The organism is Alteraurantiacibacter aestuarii (assembly GCF_039523595.1).
Classification (GTDB): domain Bacteria; phylum Pseudomonadota; class Alphaproteobacteria; order Sphingomonadales; family Sphingomonadaceae; genus Alteraurantiacibacter; species Alteraurantiacibacter aestuarii.
The window spans coordinates 532,947-549,102 of record NZ_BAAAFP010000001.1; the positions used below are offsets into that span (position 1 = coordinate 532,947).

At 62.4% G+C, this 16,156-nt stretch carries 9 protein-coding genes; 4 read left to right on the forward strand and 5 right to left on the reverse strand.

The features are described from left to right. Positions 1-68: 68 nt before the first annotated feature. Together ABDZ98_RS02685 and ABDZ98_RS02690 are read left to right on the forward strand one after the other, a co-directional pair. The gene (locus tag ABDZ98_RS02685) at positions 69-1,628 is read left to right on the forward strand and encodes a tryptophan halogenase family protein (RefSeq protein WP_160590351.1); all 1,560 of its coding nucleotides are present in this window, start codon (positions 69-71) and stop codon (positions 1,626-1,628) included. Then, a complete protein-coding gene (locus tag ABDZ98_RS02690) occupies positions 1,625-3,124 on the forward strand; it encodes a tryptophan 7-halogenase (RefSeq protein ID WP_160590349.1) in 1,500 nt (499 codons plus the stop codon). Before ABDZ98_RS02685 ends, ABDZ98_RS02690 begins: the two co-directional genes overlap by 4 nt. A 13-nt stretch (positions 3,125-3,137) precedes the next feature. Here the strand turns inward: ABDZ98_RS02690 and ABDZ98_RS02695 are convergent, their stop codons facing one another. Then, on the reverse strand, positions 3,138-5,765 hold the full coding sequence (locus ABDZ98_RS02695) for a G8 domain-containing protein (RefSeq protein ID WP_160590347.1): 2,628 nt from the start codon (positions 5,763-5,765) through the stop codon (positions 3,138-3,140). 374 nt (positions 5,766-6,139) lie between these two features. Here ABDZ98_RS02695 and ABDZ98_RS02700 point away from each other — a divergent pair, with 374 nt between their 5' ends. Next, on the forward strand, positions 6,140-7,012 hold the full coding sequence (locus ABDZ98_RS02700) for a DUF8021 domain-containing protein (protein ID WP_160590345.1): 873 nt from the start codon (positions 6,140-6,142) through the stop codon (positions 7,010-7,012). A gap of 83 nt (positions 7,013-7,095) precedes the next feature. On the opposite strand, the gene ABDZ98_RS02705 is transcribed toward ABDZ98_RS02700, so the two are convergent. Genes ABDZ98_RS02705 through ABDZ98_RS02715 form a run of 3 tightly spaced genes read right to left on the reverse strand, consistent with a single transcriptional unit; the run spans position 7,096 to position 11,221 of the window. Then, positions 7,096-8,112 (reverse strand): cupin-like domain-containing protein, encoded by a 1,017-nt coding sequence (locus ABDZ98_RS02705; RefSeq protein WP_160590343.1) that lies wholly within the window; start codon positions 8,110-8,112, stop codon positions 7,096-7,098. Beyond that, a complete protein-coding gene (locus tag ABDZ98_RS02710; protein ID WP_160590341.1) occupies positions 8,109-9,644 on the reverse strand; it encodes a tryptophan halogenase family protein in 1,536 nt (511 codons plus the stop codon). Before ABDZ98_RS02710 ends, ABDZ98_RS02705 begins: the two co-directional genes overlap by 4 nt. Then, positions 9,641-11,221, reverse strand: a complete 1,581-nt coding sequence (locus tag ABDZ98_RS02715) for a tryptophan halogenase family protein (protein WP_337190165.1) — start codon at positions 11,219-11,221, stop codon at positions 9,641-9,643. The genes ABDZ98_RS02710 and ABDZ98_RS02715 overlap by 4 nt, the downstream gene beginning before the upstream one ends. Before the next feature lie 222 nt (positions 11,222-11,443). Here ABDZ98_RS02715 and ABDZ98_RS02720 point away from each other — a divergent pair, with 222 nt between their 5' ends. Beyond that, on the forward strand, positions 11,444-14,755 hold the full coding sequence (locus ABDZ98_RS02720) for a TonB-dependent receptor (protein ID WP_237437416.1): 3,312 nt from the start codon (positions 11,444-11,446) through the stop codon (positions 14,753-14,755). 193 nt (positions 14,756-14,948) lie between these two features. Here the strand turns inward: ABDZ98_RS02720 and ABDZ98_RS02725 are convergent, their stop codons facing one another. Continuing rightward, a complete protein-coding gene (locus ABDZ98_RS02725) occupies positions 14,949-16,154 on the reverse strand; it encodes an endo-1,4-beta-xylanase (protein ID WP_160590337.1) in 1,206 nt (401 codons plus the stop codon). Between the last annotated feature and the right edge of the window lie 2 nt (positions 16,155-16,156).

A 16,156-nucleotide genomic window follows, 5' to 3' on the forward strand; every position in this document is an offset into this window, starting at 1 on the left:
CATCCGCAAAGCAGAATGGAAGCCGGGGCAGCCTGTCGCGCCCCGGCTCCGCTTGTCAGGTCCCGCGCATGAATGAAGCTGCTCCCTCCTCTGCCGGCCCACTCTTTCGGCCACGCGTTCGGCCACCTGTGCGAGTTGTCGTCCTTGGCGGCGGTACCGCGGGCTGGATGACAGCGGCCGGTCTGGCCCGCATGCTGCCGGGCCTTGCCACCGTCGACCTGATCGAGAGCGAGGATATCGGCATCGTCGGCGTGGGAGAGGCCACCTTGCCGCATATTCGCGGCTTCGTGGAAAGCCTTGGCATAGACGAGGCGGCCTTCATGAAGGCGACCCACGCGACCTACAAGCTGGGTATCGATTTTCGCGATTTCGGCCGCATTGGCGAAAGCTATATCCACCCCTTCGGCTCCTTCGGCGAAGAAGTGGCCGGGGTCGGCTTCCACCATTACTGGCTGGAACTGCAGCGCCAGGGGCTGGCCGGAGAAATCGGCGAGTATTCGCTGGCCGTGGCTGCTGCCAGGGCCAACCGCTTCACCCCGCCTGCGGGCGATAGCTCGCTCGCCTCCACCTATGGCTATGCCTATCAGTTCGATGCCACATTATTCGGCCCGTTCATGCGCGACTTCGGCATCGGGATCGGGGTCACGCGGCATGAAGGGCTGGTGGTGGATGTGGAGCGTGACGGCGCCAGCGGCAATGTCACCGCGCTGGTGCTGAAGGACGGGCGGCGGATAGAGGGCGATCTGTTCATCGACTGCTCGGGCTTTCGCTCTCTTCTGCTGGGCGGCGCGCTGGAGGAGGAGTGGGAGGACTGGACGCACTGGCTGCCATGTGACCGCGCCGCCGCCATGCCCTGCACCCACGCCAGCGACGATATCCGGCCCTATACCACCGCCACCGCCATGCCCGCCGGCTGGCGCTGGCAGATCCCGCTGCAGCACCGGATGGGCAATGGCTATGTCTTTTCCAGCGCGCATATCTCTGAGGATGAGGCGTGCGAGGCGATCCGCCATTCGGCGGAGGGCAAGCCGCTGGCCGATCCGCGCATATTGCGCTTCCGGCCCGGTCGCCGCCGCCGATCGTGGAGCCACAATGTGGTGGGCGTGGGCCTTGCCAGCGGGTTCCTCGAACCGCTCGAATCCACCTCCATCTACCTGGCGCAGATGGCGATCACCTACCTGATCGAACTGTTCCCCGATGGCGGCGCAATCGATCCGCGCGACCGCGATGAATTCAATCGGCTGGTGGACATGGAATATGACCGGGTGCGCGACTTCCTGATCCTGCACTACAACGCCACCACGCGGGATGATTCCGAATTCTGGAACCATGTGCGCACCATGACAGTGCCCGATAGTCTGGCCGACAAGCTGGAGCTGTGGCAGCGCGCGGGCCGGATCGAGAAATATGCCGATGGCCTGTTCTACGATGCCAGCTGGATCGCGGTCTATGTGGGGCAGGGCATGCTGCCCCGGCGCCACGATTCGCGGGTAACACTGGCCGATCCGATGCGCGTGAGGAACGCGCTGGAGCGCCTGCGACAGGAAATCGGCACGCAGGTTTCGGCCATGCCCGGCCACCGCGATTACCTGATGTCCGAAGCCGCCCGTCTGGCAGACGCAGCATGAGCGAGGCGCGCGAAAGACTGCGCCGGATCGCCATAGCGGGTGGCGGGCAGCTGGGCATTCTCACGGCCATTGCTCTGCGCCGCGCCTTACCCGATGCGCAGGTGGTGGTGATCGGCCTGCCGCCAGATCCGGCGGGCTTTGCCGACCGCGCCAGCACCGCGCTGCCATTCACCAACCGCCTGCATGATCGCCTGAAGATTGACGAGACGCAGCTGGTCCAGCGCGCCGGAGGAAGCCACCGGCTGGTCACGCGCTATTTCGGCTGGGGTGATGAGGACCAGGTCGGCGAGAAACAGAACGGCGCGATGGCCTATGGCGCTACGCTCGATCCGCAATTGCGCACCCGTTTTGCGCAGGAATGGGGCGGCGGGCGCAGCGCTGGCGGCGGGGCATCTCCCCCCGGCTCGCTGGCCGAAGTGCTGGCCGATGCGGGGCGCTTTGCCGTGCCGCCGGGCGATGTGTCCACGCCGATCGACCAGGTCGATTATGCATTGCGCTGGAACATGCCCGCCTATCGCGAGATGCTGATCGCCATGGCGCAACAGCTGGGCGCGCAGCATGTGGCCGGAACGATGGAAGCGCTGCAGCCAGATGGCGCGGGCGGGCTTGCTGCCATCGCCATTGCCGGACAGGGCCTGATCGAGGCCGATCTGTTCATCGATTGCAGCGGCACGCAGGCACATTTGCTTTCCGCCCTGCCTGAAGCGAAGCGGCAGGACTGGAGCGCCATGCTGCCCGTGCGCCGCGTGCTCCATGCCATTCCGGGCGAGCCGATGCTGGCGCTGGAGGACCGTTTCTCGCTGCTGCCCGAAGGCTGGCTGTGCGAATTTGCCGGGCGCGACGGCTTGCAGGTGACACTGGCGCTGGCCGATGGCGTATCAGAAGACGCCGCGCTTCGGGCACTGGGGGCAGGGCCTGCCGGGCTGGTGCAGATGGAGCCGGGCTGTGCTCAGCTTCCGTGGTGTGGCAATGTAATCGCGCTGGGGGATGCGGCCGCGAGTTTTGAGCCGCTCGGCTTCCTCAACCTCGATCTGGCGCATCGCCAGCTTGCCCTGCTGCTGGAAATGCTGCCGGGGCGCACGATCGAACCGCTCGAACGCGCCGAATATAATCGCCGTGCCTTGCTGATGGCGCAGCAGGTGCGCGATACGCTGGCGGTGCATTATGCCTCCCCGCGCGCGCGGCAGGTGTTCGGCGCATGCGAATTGCCGCCTTCGCTGGAGGCCGCGCTGGACCAGTTTGCCCGGCGCGGACGCCTGCCCTTCCGGGATGAGCCGGCGCTGCTGGTGCAGGAATATATGGCCCTGCTGCGCGCGCTCGGCTTTGCCGAAGGCACCACGCCGCAATCGCGCAGCGCGGACCAGCGCAGCGTTGAGGCCAGCCGTCAGGCATTTGCAGCGCAGGCGCGCGCCGCGCTGGAATTCACCCCGCCCTACCAGCAGTTCATGCAGCAGGCCCTGCAGCCACAACCCGTGGCCAGCGACCTGCAATATTGATGTGCCCGGCGCGTTATTCGCGCCGGGGCTCTCCAGCACTCAGCGCAGCTGTTGCCACCGGCGCCTGCCTGCTCACATCAATGGTCGCCTGAGCCCGCAGGGTGCCGACCTGTACGACCACAGGTCCGTCGGCGGTGGCGTCCTCCACCACAAGCTTGACCCACAGCGTCTCGCCATCCTTGAACCATGCGGTCTGGTTTGAGGCGCGCAAGGCGTCCATGCTGGCCAACTGCGCACTACCAGCGGGGGCGGCGAAGCCGGGAAGCTCAAAGATCACCCAAGAGCCTTGGTCCATTTCCCGCAGGTTAAGCGACATGCTGTCCCTCGCTGTCGATACCCGGACCTGGGCACCGCTGGGGATCGTCGTCTCGCCATTATATTCGAACCGCTTCCCGTTGCGTTCAAGGACAACCGGATTGGTGGCGGGGCCGGCAGCGAATTCGGGGAACTGGCGCGTATCGTCGATGCTCAAGCGACCCATGTCGGCAACGCACACGGCGGCATTCCAGTTCGCTCTGATTACACAGCTGTCTTCAGCCGAAGCCATACCGTTATCGATGACGATGTAGGCACCGGCAGTCCCGCTGACCGAGCCGTCGACGTCATGAATCGTCGCACTCCTGTAGGCAGCCCGCCCGGCGAAGTCCGACGACCAGCGGCGCTGTATTTGCGGGAAATGAACTGGCTGGGCGTTAACGAACGTGGCGTTCTCGACCATGTTCTCCGTGCTCATGCCGAAGCTGGTGAACAGCAGATAGGACAGCGCACCCGCTTCGCGCAGATCGTTGGGTTCGTAATTCACGAAGGTCGTATTCACCACGTCATGGCGGTAATCGTAATATTCGTAGCCGCGGATCGGGAAATCCGCCGTTACGTGCGGCAAGGTGCGGCCATAGGCAATTTCCTCGGGCGTCGAGGGATTGCCGATATTGCCGCTTTCGCCCACGAATAGCGAATCCTGTACCCGTGACGAGTAAGGCGCCACGCCATAGCCGCCCGCCGCATGGGTGAAGCCGATGGCGTTGTCGGCCAGCTTGAGATTGGTGAACAGGTGATATTCGCCGCGGCCCCAGATGGCGCCATTGCGGTTCTTGTAGGCCGTGTAGCTGTCGACGACCGACGGTATTGCTCCGCTGCTCGGATCGGTCGGATCATTATAGGCAATATGCCCGGCACCGCCGACATTGAAAGTGCCATCGGGCGAAGGGCCCCGGTCGAACATCAGGCTGTCAAAATTGGAGTGGGCGGTGTTGCCGCTGAACTCGCGCAATGGCATCCGGCGTGGCCAGGTCTGGGCACTGATCTCCGATCCTTCGAACTGTCCGGTCGGGTGCGCGGGCAGGGCGATCCAGAAGCCGACCGCGTCCGACCCGGCAGCCACGTTGTCACGATAGATATTGTCCGGATTGGTGATCCAGAAAGTGGAGACGGTATTGTCCGAAGGGATCAATATGTGGTCGGATTGCTGACCCCGGCTGCCCCGGGCCGCATCGGTCAGGTTGGTCGGCTCGCACGGCAGCGTCGGGTGACACTTGGTCTGGATGCCGAGGTTGCGGACGAACTGGTTGCCCGTTTCGATCCCGTCTTCCATGAAAAAGCAGTGACCCACGGTGTTGAAAGTCACATTGTTTTCTACCAGCAGATTGTTGGTGCCATGCACCGTCACGCAGCGGCTGAAGGTGTCGTGGATGGCCGCATTCCTGATATACTGCCCCTCCCCTTCGCCGATCAGGTGCCAGTGGAGCGGGTAACGCGCCAGATGCATGTGCTGGCCCATGCGGCTCAGCTCAACGCTGTCGACGTACATCTTGGACCCGACCATCCCCATGATGTGCCCGCCGAAGTAATTGCTCTCGGAATCTTCCGATGCCTGAATGCGGATATTGCGCGTCAGCAGACCCACTTCGCCGCGCTCGTCCACGCCGAAGGTGATCTCGCCAAAGTGCATGTATTCAAGCGCGCTATCCAGCGTCAGCGTGTTGCCGCTGATAGCCGTAATATGGCGCCTTTCGGCCTGCCTCGGGTTAAAGTCGGTTGAGGCAAGGACAATCTCGTCACCTACACGCCAGCCGCTGGCGTCCAGCACCTCGATCCGGGCGGAGCCGCGCTCGGCTGTCCGGGCCAGCTTGGTCCATGTATTTTCCCGGTTGCCGTGCAGGTTCAGCGTCCCGCGCATGAGCATGATCCCGCGATCGCCCATGGTGTTGATATCTTCGTCCGGGACATTGTCTGTCAGCGTGATGGAAGCATTGCGTTTATGAGGATTGGCCTCTGTGCCGATTTCCAGTTCACCGCCGGGAACATAGATCCACTCGGTCACCAGATCGATATCGCGCTGGTCCGAAAAGCTCAGCTTGCCGCTGATCGTCAGGCTGCGCAGCGCAGGCGGGCTGACATCGAGGACAACATGCATGTCCCGGTCAATGGTGACCGCATCGCCTTCGCCCGGCACCGCACCCGAAGGCCAGGCCGCCGGATCGGACCAGCGCATTTCCCTGACCGCTGATGTCGACGGGCCTGTGTCTGCCTGCATCTCTGCATGGTCGTGAGTTGCCTGCGCATTTGCAGCCGTTCCCGCGCCCAGCAAAAGGGCCGCAGGAAGCAGCCGGCATGATGACAGCAAGCCAGAAAGATGGCGCATGATGTTTTCCCCTCCATCGGGACTGTGAGTCCCGCCATTATTATTGGAGTGATCCTGCAACAGATAGTTCGCTTTGCCAAGGTTTAGTCCGGCACCATGGCGGGACTGGTGGCAATTGCCTGTAACAGTTGTTGTATCCTCCCCCTCTGCTTGCCCACCTGCCTGCTTCCGCAAGAGGCTCCAGAGACAAGCCGGTGTGGAATGTTTTGGGGTTCGAACAACGCTGCGGACCAATATTGACCGCGATTGACGGCCCGCATGTTGTTGCTCGGCCAGCTTCGCGCTAACATCCTGAACACAAGCATGCCATCTGGGGAGATGGGCAAGGATCAGGCACACAATAGATGCCAGCACCTTGAGGGGAGGACATATTCATGAAAAGTGAAAGTGAATGGGGCAGCCGGCCATCGAAATTGGCAAGAGGCACGATCAAGTGCTCAATCATTCTGGCGGGCATGACCGCGGCGACGAATGCGCAGGCGGCGTGCGAGCGGGGGATGCTGCGGCAGTTGGCAGCGACCTATGTCGAAGCGCAATCGACCGGCCAGCCCGCGATAGTGCCTCTCGCAGCCGAATCGTATTACGGAGAGAACAATCTGCCCGTGGACATTGCTGCGGGCATACTGACCCAGGCCCTGCCGGTCGACTTCACCCGCAGCTTCTATGACACGGAGCAATGCGCCACTTTCACAGAACTCGTGTCGGCCACGAACGCGCACCCTTACGTGATCCACACGCGGATGGAGGTGAGCGATGGCGAAGTGACCGTAATGGAATCCGTGGTGACCGACGAAGGGGACTGGGTGTTCGGTGCGGACGCGCATCTTGCCCAGACGCAGGTTGAGAACTGGGGCGAGATCCCCGCAGGCCAGCGCGACACGCGCGAGTCCATCCAGGCGGCGGCCGACGCGTATCTGGACAATTGGGGCAACCCCGAACTGCCGGTGCCGCACGGCACGCCATGTGCCCGGCTGGAGGGCCGCATTTATACAGGCAGCAGAGACCCTGAAGGCCAGACCTGCACCATGGGGGCGTTCCCGCAGCCGATAGAGACGGGCAGCCGCCGCTATGTCATCGATGAGACCGTGGGCGCCGTCAGCATCTTCCATAACTTCTCCTGGATCGATGCGGGCCTCGGGCCCTATCATCCGGGGACCCCGACCAGCCAAACCTTCCGGGTTGAGGGCGGCATGAACCGCTACATCCACGAGGTGACGGCATGCACCACGCCAAAATGCGGCAGGTAGGATGGTGAATGCCTGCCCGCTTCCGGAAGCAAGAGTGCGCAAACCGGCTTAAGGCAGGCCGTCAGAATAGGTCCCCGCCGCGCTCAACCAAGCGCCTGGCGGATGATCTGGCGCATCTTGTCAAACAGGCCGGGTGAGGGCTTGCCGATCACGCCCGCCGCGTGATCTGGCAGGTGGGCAGCGGGATCGCCGGACTTTTCGAACACGTAATAGTCCAGCATCCCGCGCCACACTTCGCGCTGCCCTGGCGGCAGGTGGCGATAGGCCAGCAGCGCGTGGAGCAGCGCATCGTAGGGGCCGCCAATTCCGGCAGGCTGGCCATCGTTCCACCAGTAGTTGACCAGTATGCTGACCGGATCGAGCGATTCCACGCCGTGCCACCAGCAATAGGGGATGTAGATCGCATCGCCCGGCGCCAGCGTGGCCTGACGCGCGCTGGCCCATGCATCGGCAAAACGCGGATAGCGGGCAAGATCGGGCGAATGGGCATCAACCATGCTCACCGGCGTTCCGGCGGGCGTGGATTCGAAGGGGCCGGGATAGAGATTGGCGATCTGTTCGGGCGGATAAAGAGTGAAGCGCCTGTGGCCAGAGACGCAGCAGGCGATATTTTCCTTCACATCATAATGCGCGGCCACGCGGATGCGATTGCCGATCCAGATGCGCGCCGGGACATGGGCCAGCAAGTCCAGCCGATTGGCCTGCGCAAAGGCGGGCAGCAGTTCCGCCACCCCTTCAGACTGCACCGCCAGCCCCGGCGGCTGCGGCAAGTCTGCGGCACGCAGCAGATCATCCAGGAACATGCCGAGCTGGCCCTGTCCCTTGACGAAATTCATGCCCGACAGATCGGAATTGTAGAAGAACCGGCCGTTCTCAGCGGGCATTGCAGCGATGGCGGTTACCGGGCGCGCGCTGCCGCACTGGTGCAGATAGGCGACAATCGCCGCGCCGCCCTGCCGCCCCGCTGCAACCGCAGGCCAGTGCTCCACCAGTCCGCGCAGAACAACGGGCCTGTTGGCGGCGCGTATCTGATCGAAGCGCTGCTGGTCGATCGGTCCGGTGATTTCATCCAGCGGCGGCGGATCTGCCAAACCGCTCATGAGGTGACGCGCAGGGCCGGATCGATCGCGCTGCCATTGCTGCGCAGGAAATCCTCCTGCGTCGGCATCTGCGATACGGCGGTGGCGATCACCTGCCGGATATGGCCCAGCCGGTGCAGCAATTCCTCGTCGCTCATCAAATCGGCTGCGGGGTGATAACCACCCGCCGTGATGCCCTGACACGCCATGACGGAGAGCCAGCTGGTCTCTGTAAACAGCTCATTATGATCGCGGATCACCCGGCCGGAGGAGCGGAACATCTCCAGCTTTTCCTTCAGCCCGTCGGTCGGTTCCAGATTGCGGCAATAGTTCCATAACTCGGAATCGTCGCGCGTGGTGGCCTTGTAATGCAGCACCAGGAAATCGCGGATGTCGATGTAATCCTGCTCGGTCTCGCGGTTGAAGCGCTCAATCTCCTTGGCGGAAAATGTGGTGGTGGGGAACAGCGCCATAAGCCGCGCAATGCCCGATTGCACCAGATGGATGGCGGTCGATTCCAGTGGTTCCAGAAAACCGCCCGCAAGCCCCAGCGCGACCACATTCCTGTCCCAGCCTTTGGCCCGGTGGCCTGCGGCAAAGCGCAAATGGTTGGGCGCAGCGAATGGTTCACCGTCCAGGTTGTCTATCAGGATCTGCGTCGCCTCATCCTCGCTCATATGGGCGGAGGAATAGACGTGGCCGTTGCCTATCCGGTGTTGCAGCGGAATGCGCCATTGCCAGCCGGCGGCGCGTGCGGTGGAGCGGGTGAGCGGCTCCCGCGATCCGCCGTGGGTGCAGGGCATGGCCACGGCGCGGTCGCACGGCAGCCACTTGCTCCAGTCGCGAAATTCCACACCCAGTGTCTGGCCCAGCAACAGCGCGCGAAAGCCCGAGCAGTCGATGAACAGCTCGCCCGTCACCAGCTCACCCGATTCGAGCTTTACGCCGGTGACAAAACCGCTCTCGCCGTCCTGTTCGACCTCGGTGATGCGGCCCTCGATCCGGGTGACGCCCTGCATTTCTGCGCGCGTGCGCAGGAATCGGGCATAGCGCGACGCATCGAACTGGAAGGCATAGCCGAGCCGTGCGAGCGGGGAATTGGGCTGGTCCGGCTGCGGCCAGAAGAACTTGCCCGCCTTGCCCGCCATCGCGCCGATGGAATAGTCATCGAGCGGGTGGCTGTCTCCCAATTCCAGCCCCCTGAGCCAGAAATGGTGAAATTCGATCCCCAGCATGTCGATGCCATAATGGCCGAACGGGTGGACATAGCGGTCCCCGATATGCGTCCAGTCGACGAATTCGATGCCCAGCTTGTAGGTCGCATGGGTTTCCCGCACGAATTCGTTTTCATCGATGCCCAGCAGGCTGTTGAACTGGTTGATCTGCGGGATGGTGGCTTCACCCACGCCCACCGTGCCAATCGCCTCGCTTTCCACCAGACTGATGGAGAGGCCCGGCATTTTGCCCATGATCTTCGATATGGCGGCGGCTGCCATCCAGCCTGCGGTTCCGCCGCCCACGATCACGATGTTGCGGATGGGTGCGCCGTTCATGATGCAGCGAGAGTCCATGCAGGGGCCGCCACCGCACCGCCCTCAGTGTTTGCCCCGGTATCCGCCCATGCGCCGGCCTGCCGCAGGAACTGTTCCTGTGTGGGCAGACCCTCGGCGGTCTGGCGATAGGCTTCGCGCATTTGTGCCATGGCGGCGGCGACCTTGGCCTCGTCCAGCGTATCGGCGATGGGATCGTGGCGGGCCGGGATGATGTTCTGCCCCAGCATCACCGCGATCCAGCTGGGTTCGGAAAACAGTTCCGCATTCTCGCGGAAGATGCGCCCGTGCAGGCGCCACAGTTCCGTCTTCGTGGCCAGGCTGTCCGGCACGTCCATGTCGCGCACATAGCGCCAGAACGGCGTGTCATCGCGCTGGGTGGCCTTGTAATGCAGGATGATGAAGTCGCGCACGTCCTCATACAGCTCGCGCATCCCGCGGTTATATTCGTCACGCTCCACCGGGCTGATCTGCTTGTCGGGGAACAGCGCAAACAGGCGGGCGATGCCGTTCTGGATCAGGTGGATGCTGGTTGATTCAAGCGGTTCGATAAAGCCCGATGACAGGCCGAGCGAGACGACATTGTGGTTCCACGCCTTGCGCCGCATGCCGGTGACAAAGCGCAGCTCACGCGGATCGGCCAGCGGCTCCCCCTCGACATTGGCGAGCAGGATGCGGGTGGCCTCCTCACTGTCCATATAGGCGCTGGAGAACACGTGGCCGTTGCCCATGCGGTGCTGCAAGGGGATGCGCCACTGCCAGCCCGCGCCATGCGCCGTTGCGCGGGTGAAAGGTGGCGGTGAGTTGATGTTGGAGGTGGGCAGGGCAATCGCCCGGTCCATCGGCAGCCAGTGGCTCCAGTCCTCATACCCCGTTTCCAGCGCATCTTCGATCAGCAGGCCGCGAAAGCCGGAGCAGTCGATGAACAGATCGCCCTCGATCCGCTCCCCGCTGTCCAGCTCGATTGCGCGCACATCGCCGCTTTCCCCGTCGCGGTGGACCTTTGATATGCGCCCCTCGCGGCGGATTGTGCCCTGCTGCTCGGCCTTCCTGCGCAGGAAGGCAGCATACAGGCCGGCGTCGAAATGGAAGGCGTAGAACATCTGCGAAATGAGCGATTTGGCACCCGGTCCGGGCCTGCCGAATCGGCCCATGATCGCCGCCATCGAGCTCATCGAGTATTCGTGAATGCCCCCGGCGGTGCCGCCATGCGCCAGTTCACGCAGATAAAGCTGGTGGAACGGGATGCCGTGCAGGTCCTGCCCATAGGTGCCGAACGGGTGGAAATAGCGGTCCCCCTGCTGGCCCCAATTGACGAATTCGATGCCCAGTTTGAACGTTGCGCGCGTTTCGCGCAGGAAATCATTCTCGTTGATTTCCAGCATCTGGTTAAAATTCTTGAGCGGCGGAATCGTCGCTTCACCAACGCCCACGGTGCCGATTGCGTCCGATTCCACTAATGTGAATCGGCGTTTTCCATTGTCGAAATATTTGGAGAAAGCAGCCGCGGCCATCCACCCGGCGGTGCCTCCCCCGACGATTACCACTTCCGTGATATCGTTACCATCCGCTCCACTCACCACGGTCAATTATCCATCAACATCTATTTATGCCGTTGATCCTAGTCGTGACAACACCCTCTTGCCAAGGCGGGATTGCGTCGATATGCAGTGAGGTAACAAAAAAATCAGCGCTGCACATATTAATGGTAGCGCTAACATGGGGAGGGACATCTTGTGAGGAAAGCGTCTGCGCTTTGTGGCGGCCTTGGAGCCGCGGAATTTCGGATTAATCGCAGTCTGTTGAAGGCGGGTGCGTCGGTCGCTGTGATCGGCAGCATGCTCGCCAGCGGCGCGGCGATGGCGCAGGATGCGGCGCCCGATGATGACGATTTGATCGTTGTCACGGGTATTCGCCAGTCGCTGGCATCGGCCCAGAACATCAAGCGTGATTCGGACACTGTGGTTGATGCAATCACGGCGGAAGATATCGGCGCCCTGCCTGATCGCTCCGTAACCGAGGCGCTTCAGCGCGTGCCGGGTATCGCGATCAACCGCTTTGCCGGTTCGAACGATCCCGATCACTTCTCGGTCGAAGGTTCCGGCGTGGTTATCCGCGGCCTCAACTTCGTTCGCTCCGAATTCAATGGCCGCACGGCCTTTGCTGCCGGCGTCGGCGGTCAGGCGCTCAATTTTGCCGATGTGCCTTCCGAACTGCTCGGCTCGGTGATCGTCAGCAAGAACGCCACTGCCGACATGATCGAAGGTGGTCTTGCCGGTACGGTCAACCTGATCACGCGCAAGCCGCTGGATCACAACGGCTTCCAGATCGCCTTCAGTGCAGAGGCCAATTATGGCGACTTCAGCAAGGAATGGACGCCCAACCTGTCCGGCCTGATCAGCAACACGTGGGAAACCGGAGCCGGTACCTTTGGCGTGCTGGTCAGCGGTTCCTATTCGCAGGTGCGCAGCCGGGCCGATGGCCTGCAGATCACCAACTTCCAGACCCGTGACGGGACGCTGGTTGATTCTGCCAACACCGGGGGCGTGCAGGTTTGCCGCAATCCGCTGCCTGGCACTGCCGACGAATTCACCCTGCCCGTTGACGGATCGGAATGTGGCGCGACCGGGGCTGCCGGAGCTGATGGCTATGCCGATTACAACACCGGCCTGTTTGCTCCGCTGGGTGGCCAGTTCCGCACGCAGGAATTCAACCGCAAGCGCGATGGTATCGCTGTTTCCGCGCAGTATGAATCGCTCGACGGCGGGACCACCGTCACGGCGGAATTCATCCGCTCGCACTCAACCAGTGACTGGGGCGAATATACTTACGAAACCGCGCCCGATCTGGCCGAATATGGCACCTATCCGCTGGGCTGCGAACAGAATGCCAACGGTCCCAATGTGATCAACACCGACGGGTCGCTGGGCGATCCCACCACGCGGGCGCAGTGCCCGGTCGGCGGGTTCGAGAACTATGCCTATGATGCCAACGGTCTGTTCCAGTCCGGCTACATCACCAATCCCAGCAATGGCTGGCGCGGTGCCACCAACACCAACGATCCTTCGGTTGGCGGCGGCTCGCCTTTCGTACCCGTTGGCGGCCTGCAGCAATCGCTGGCGCGTCGTCAGGTGTTCGATGAGACGACCAACTCCGACTACAGCTTCAACGTGGACAGCCAGCTGACCGATCGCCTGCATGGGATGATCGACGTGCACTACACCAGCTCTCGCAAGCAGAGCACCGACGTGAGTGTGTTCGGGTCCGTCTATGCCGATCAGGAACTGGATCTGACGGGCAATCTGCCGGTCGTCATTCCGCACAAGCCTGCGCAGCTGGGCTATACCTGGTCAAATCCGGACCCCGCGCTTCGCGGCAGCGAGCAGCTGCTGGCCGCCAGCGAGTCCGAATATTTCGCCGATCCGCGCTTCCAGTTCTGGCGTGCGGCGATGGACCACATCGAGGATAGCACGGGCGAGCAATATGCCATCCGTGCCGACCTGGAATATGAATTCGACGATGATTCGTTCATCCGCCGGGTCAAGGTCGGTGGCCGTTATCAGGACCGCGACCAGACGGTTCGCTACACCACCTATAACTGGGGCATGCTCAGCGAAGTGTGGAGCGGCAGCCGTCCGATCAACTTTGCCGACACACCGGCCGGTTCTTCGGACTATTACGAATTCCCCAATTTCTTCCGCGGCCAGGTGCCCGGACCGCAGGGTGGGTTCTACTACAATGGCAATCTGACGCAGGATTATGCCGGCAGCGTTGCCTTCTTCCAGTCGATTCAGGATCAGGCACGCGTCTACGGCGCCAACCCCTCGTGGAATCCCCTGTCGGGCCGCGATGGAGCAATCGCCGGAACGCCGTATCTGCCGGCGGACATCCAGCCCATCTCGCAGGATGACAAGTCGGCCTATATCATGCTGAACTTCGGTTCGGATGATTTCCTGGGCGGCCATCGTCTGGGCGGCAATATCGGCGTTCGCTACGTCAGCACCGATGTCCGTTCGATCGGCAGCATCGGTGTCGGCACGCAGCAGCAGTTCAACATTGTCGACGATTACGATGTCCGCTGCGAACCGACCGTCCCGGATGGCGCCCCTCCGGGCACCGAGGCGCAGTCACCGGGCGGCGTCTGTCTGCTTGGTCCGGCTGGTTATGCCGACCTGCAAACCTTTGCCGACGGGACGACCAGGTCGGATATCGCTGGCACCAGCTATGATTACTGGCTGCCCAGCTTCAATGTCCGCTTCGAAGTCACGCCGGAACTGTTGCTGCGCTTTGCAGCGTCGAAGGTGATCACGCGTCCGGACAATTCCTATCTGCGCAACTTCCTGACGCTGGGTCTGGACCAGAGCGGCAATCTGACGGCGAACGCGGGTAACCCCTCGATCCGTCCGGCTTCTGCATGGCAGTTCGATCTGACCGCCGAATGGTATTTCGATACGGTCGGCTCGCTTACCGGCAACCTGTTCTACAAGAATGTGAAGGACTTCTTCTTCCAGGACGTGACGAACAGGTCGATCACCAACAATGGCGTCACGCAGAATGTGCTGGTGCGCGGTCCGGCCAACTTCGATGGCAGCGGCAAGGTCAAGGGTTTCGAGCTGGCTTACCAGCAGACCTACGACTTCCTGCCGAGCCTGCTTGGCGGACTTGGCATGTCGGCGAACTACACATTCATCGACAGTTCCGGCCTGCCCAACACCTTCCTCAACGGTGGCAATATTCCGAACACCTCCACCGTTCCGGCGGGCAATCTGCCGCTTGAACAGCTCTCTCGTCACAATGCCAATGTCACGGTGTTCTTCGAGCAGGGTCCGCTGTCCATGCGCGCCGCCTACAACTGGCGGTCGAAGTTCCTGCTGACGGCGACCGACGTGATCTTCCCGTATTATTCGATCTTCAATGACGATACCGGGCAGCTCGATGCGTCGATCTTCTACAGCCTGACGGATAACCTCAAGGTGGGTGTGCAGGGCGTCAACCTGCTCAACGAAGTGACCACCACCTTGCAGGCCTATACCGGTGATCCGGGTGCGCTGGCACCGCGCTCATACTTCATGAACGATCGCCGGTTCTCCTTCATCCTGCGCGGTCAGTTCTGAGGGCTGGCGGGATATAATTGAAACGAAGGGGCTGCCGCACTCCCTGGGCGGCCCCCTCGAAATCCCGGGTGACTCCTTTCCGGGCAAAGAAAAAGGCCGGCACCTGGTGCCGGCCTTTTGCTTGTGTGGAGTGTGAGCGGGGGACTTCCCGCCAGACTGCGCGCCATCAAGCGCGGCAGTCGGCGCGAAGGGATTAGCTTGCGGCGTCCAACAGCGAAGCGGCCAGCGCCTCTCGCATCGGCTTGGGCTGATAGGTGGAGGAATAGGGCGTTCCGCGCACCTCCATCCCGTCATCGCGCGGGGCAAAGCCCTGCAACCAGTTGAACTGGTCCACCATGCCCCACGCCAGAATGTCCGACAGCTCGGCATAATCGAGCATCACATCGAAATAGCGACGCGTGTAATCGGCCACCTTCTCGTCACGAAGCGCGACAGCGGATGGGAGCGCCTTGTCCTTCACGTCGAATTCGGTGATCAGCAGCTTGTAACCCATGCCCACGACCTCATCGATGAAGTCGCGCCATTCGCGCTCGCGATAGGGGCCAACGCCGGTGGCCGGATCAACCGAATAAATCTCTATGTGAGACTGGATGCCCAGCGCATCGACCGGCACGTTGCGCTTGCGGAAGCCCTCCAGCAGGCGCAGCACATCGTTGCAATGCGCTGCATGGGCGGGTTCCCAGCTCATGTAATCATTATACACCAGCTCGCCATCGGGCAGCTGTTCGCGCGCGGTGTGGAACGCCAGGTCCATCACCGCTTCGGGGCTGCCCATTGCGCGGCTCATGCTGGTCTCAATGGTGGCGTTGCGATCATGATCGATGGCCTCATTGACCACATCATAGCTGGCGATCTGTCCGCGATAGCGATCCGTCACCGTGCGGATATGGTCGGTCAGCAGGCGCTCGGCCTCGCGCGCGGGATTGGCGCCGTAATCGTAATTGTTGAGCCAGTCCGGGAACCAGCGCGGGCGGTGCCACAGCAAGGTATGCCCGCGCAGCGCCTTGCCATTGGTCCGCGCAAATTCGGCAATCGCATCCATGCGGGCGAAATCATAAACATCGGGCGAAGGGCGGGTGAACTGCCACTTCATTTCGTTTTCCGGCACCAGCAGGCCGCATTCGGCCTTCACCACATCGGCATAGCGCGGGTTCTGGATCGATCCGCCGGTGGTGCCGCCATTCCACGAGATCGCGCTGCCAAAGCGCCGGCCAGAACGGCTTGCGGCCCCATCAAGGCTGCCCGCAACGGTTGGAAACTGCGTGGCGGGCGGTGACACGGGGGCCGGTGTGGACGTGGGGGAGGAGCCTATCAACTCCTCCGCGCCGCAGCCGATCAGCGGCAGTGCGGCCATGCCTGCCAGGGCAGAGCGGCGGGTCATGGGAAGGGCATTGCGCATTG

What these genes read in the sequence shown, in the direction of transcription:
- ABDZ98_RS02725 (WP_160590337.1), bottom strand. Translation starts at nt 16,154, where the DNA reads ATGCGCAATGCCCTTCCCATGACCCGCCGCTCTGCCCTGGCAGGCATG.
- ABDZ98_RS02700 (WP_160590345.1), top strand. Translation starts at nt 6,140, where the DNA reads ATGAAAAGTGAAAGTGAATGGGGCAGCCGGCCATCGAAATTGGCAAGA.
- ABDZ98_RS02690 (WP_160590349.1), top strand. Translation starts at nt 1,625, where the DNA reads ATGAGCGAGGCGCGCGAAAGACTGCGCCGGATCGCCATAGCGGGTGGC.
- ABDZ98_RS02685 (WP_160590351.1), top strand. Translation starts at nt 69, where the DNA reads ATGAATGAAGCTGCTCCCTCCTCTGCCGGCCCACTCTTTCGGCCACGC.
- ABDZ98_RS02695 (WP_160590347.1), bottom strand. Translation starts at nt 5,765, where the DNA reads ATGCGCCATCTTTCTGGCTTGCTGTCATCATGCCGGCTGCTTCCTGCG.
- ABDZ98_RS02710 (WP_160590341.1), bottom strand. Translation starts at nt 9,644, where the DNA reads ATGAACGGCGCACCCATCCGCAACATCGTGATCGTGGGCGGCGGAACC.
- ABDZ98_RS02705 (WP_160590343.1), bottom strand. Translation starts at nt 8,112, where the DNA reads ATGAGCGGTTTGGCAGATCCGCCGCCGCTGGATGAAATCACCGGACCG.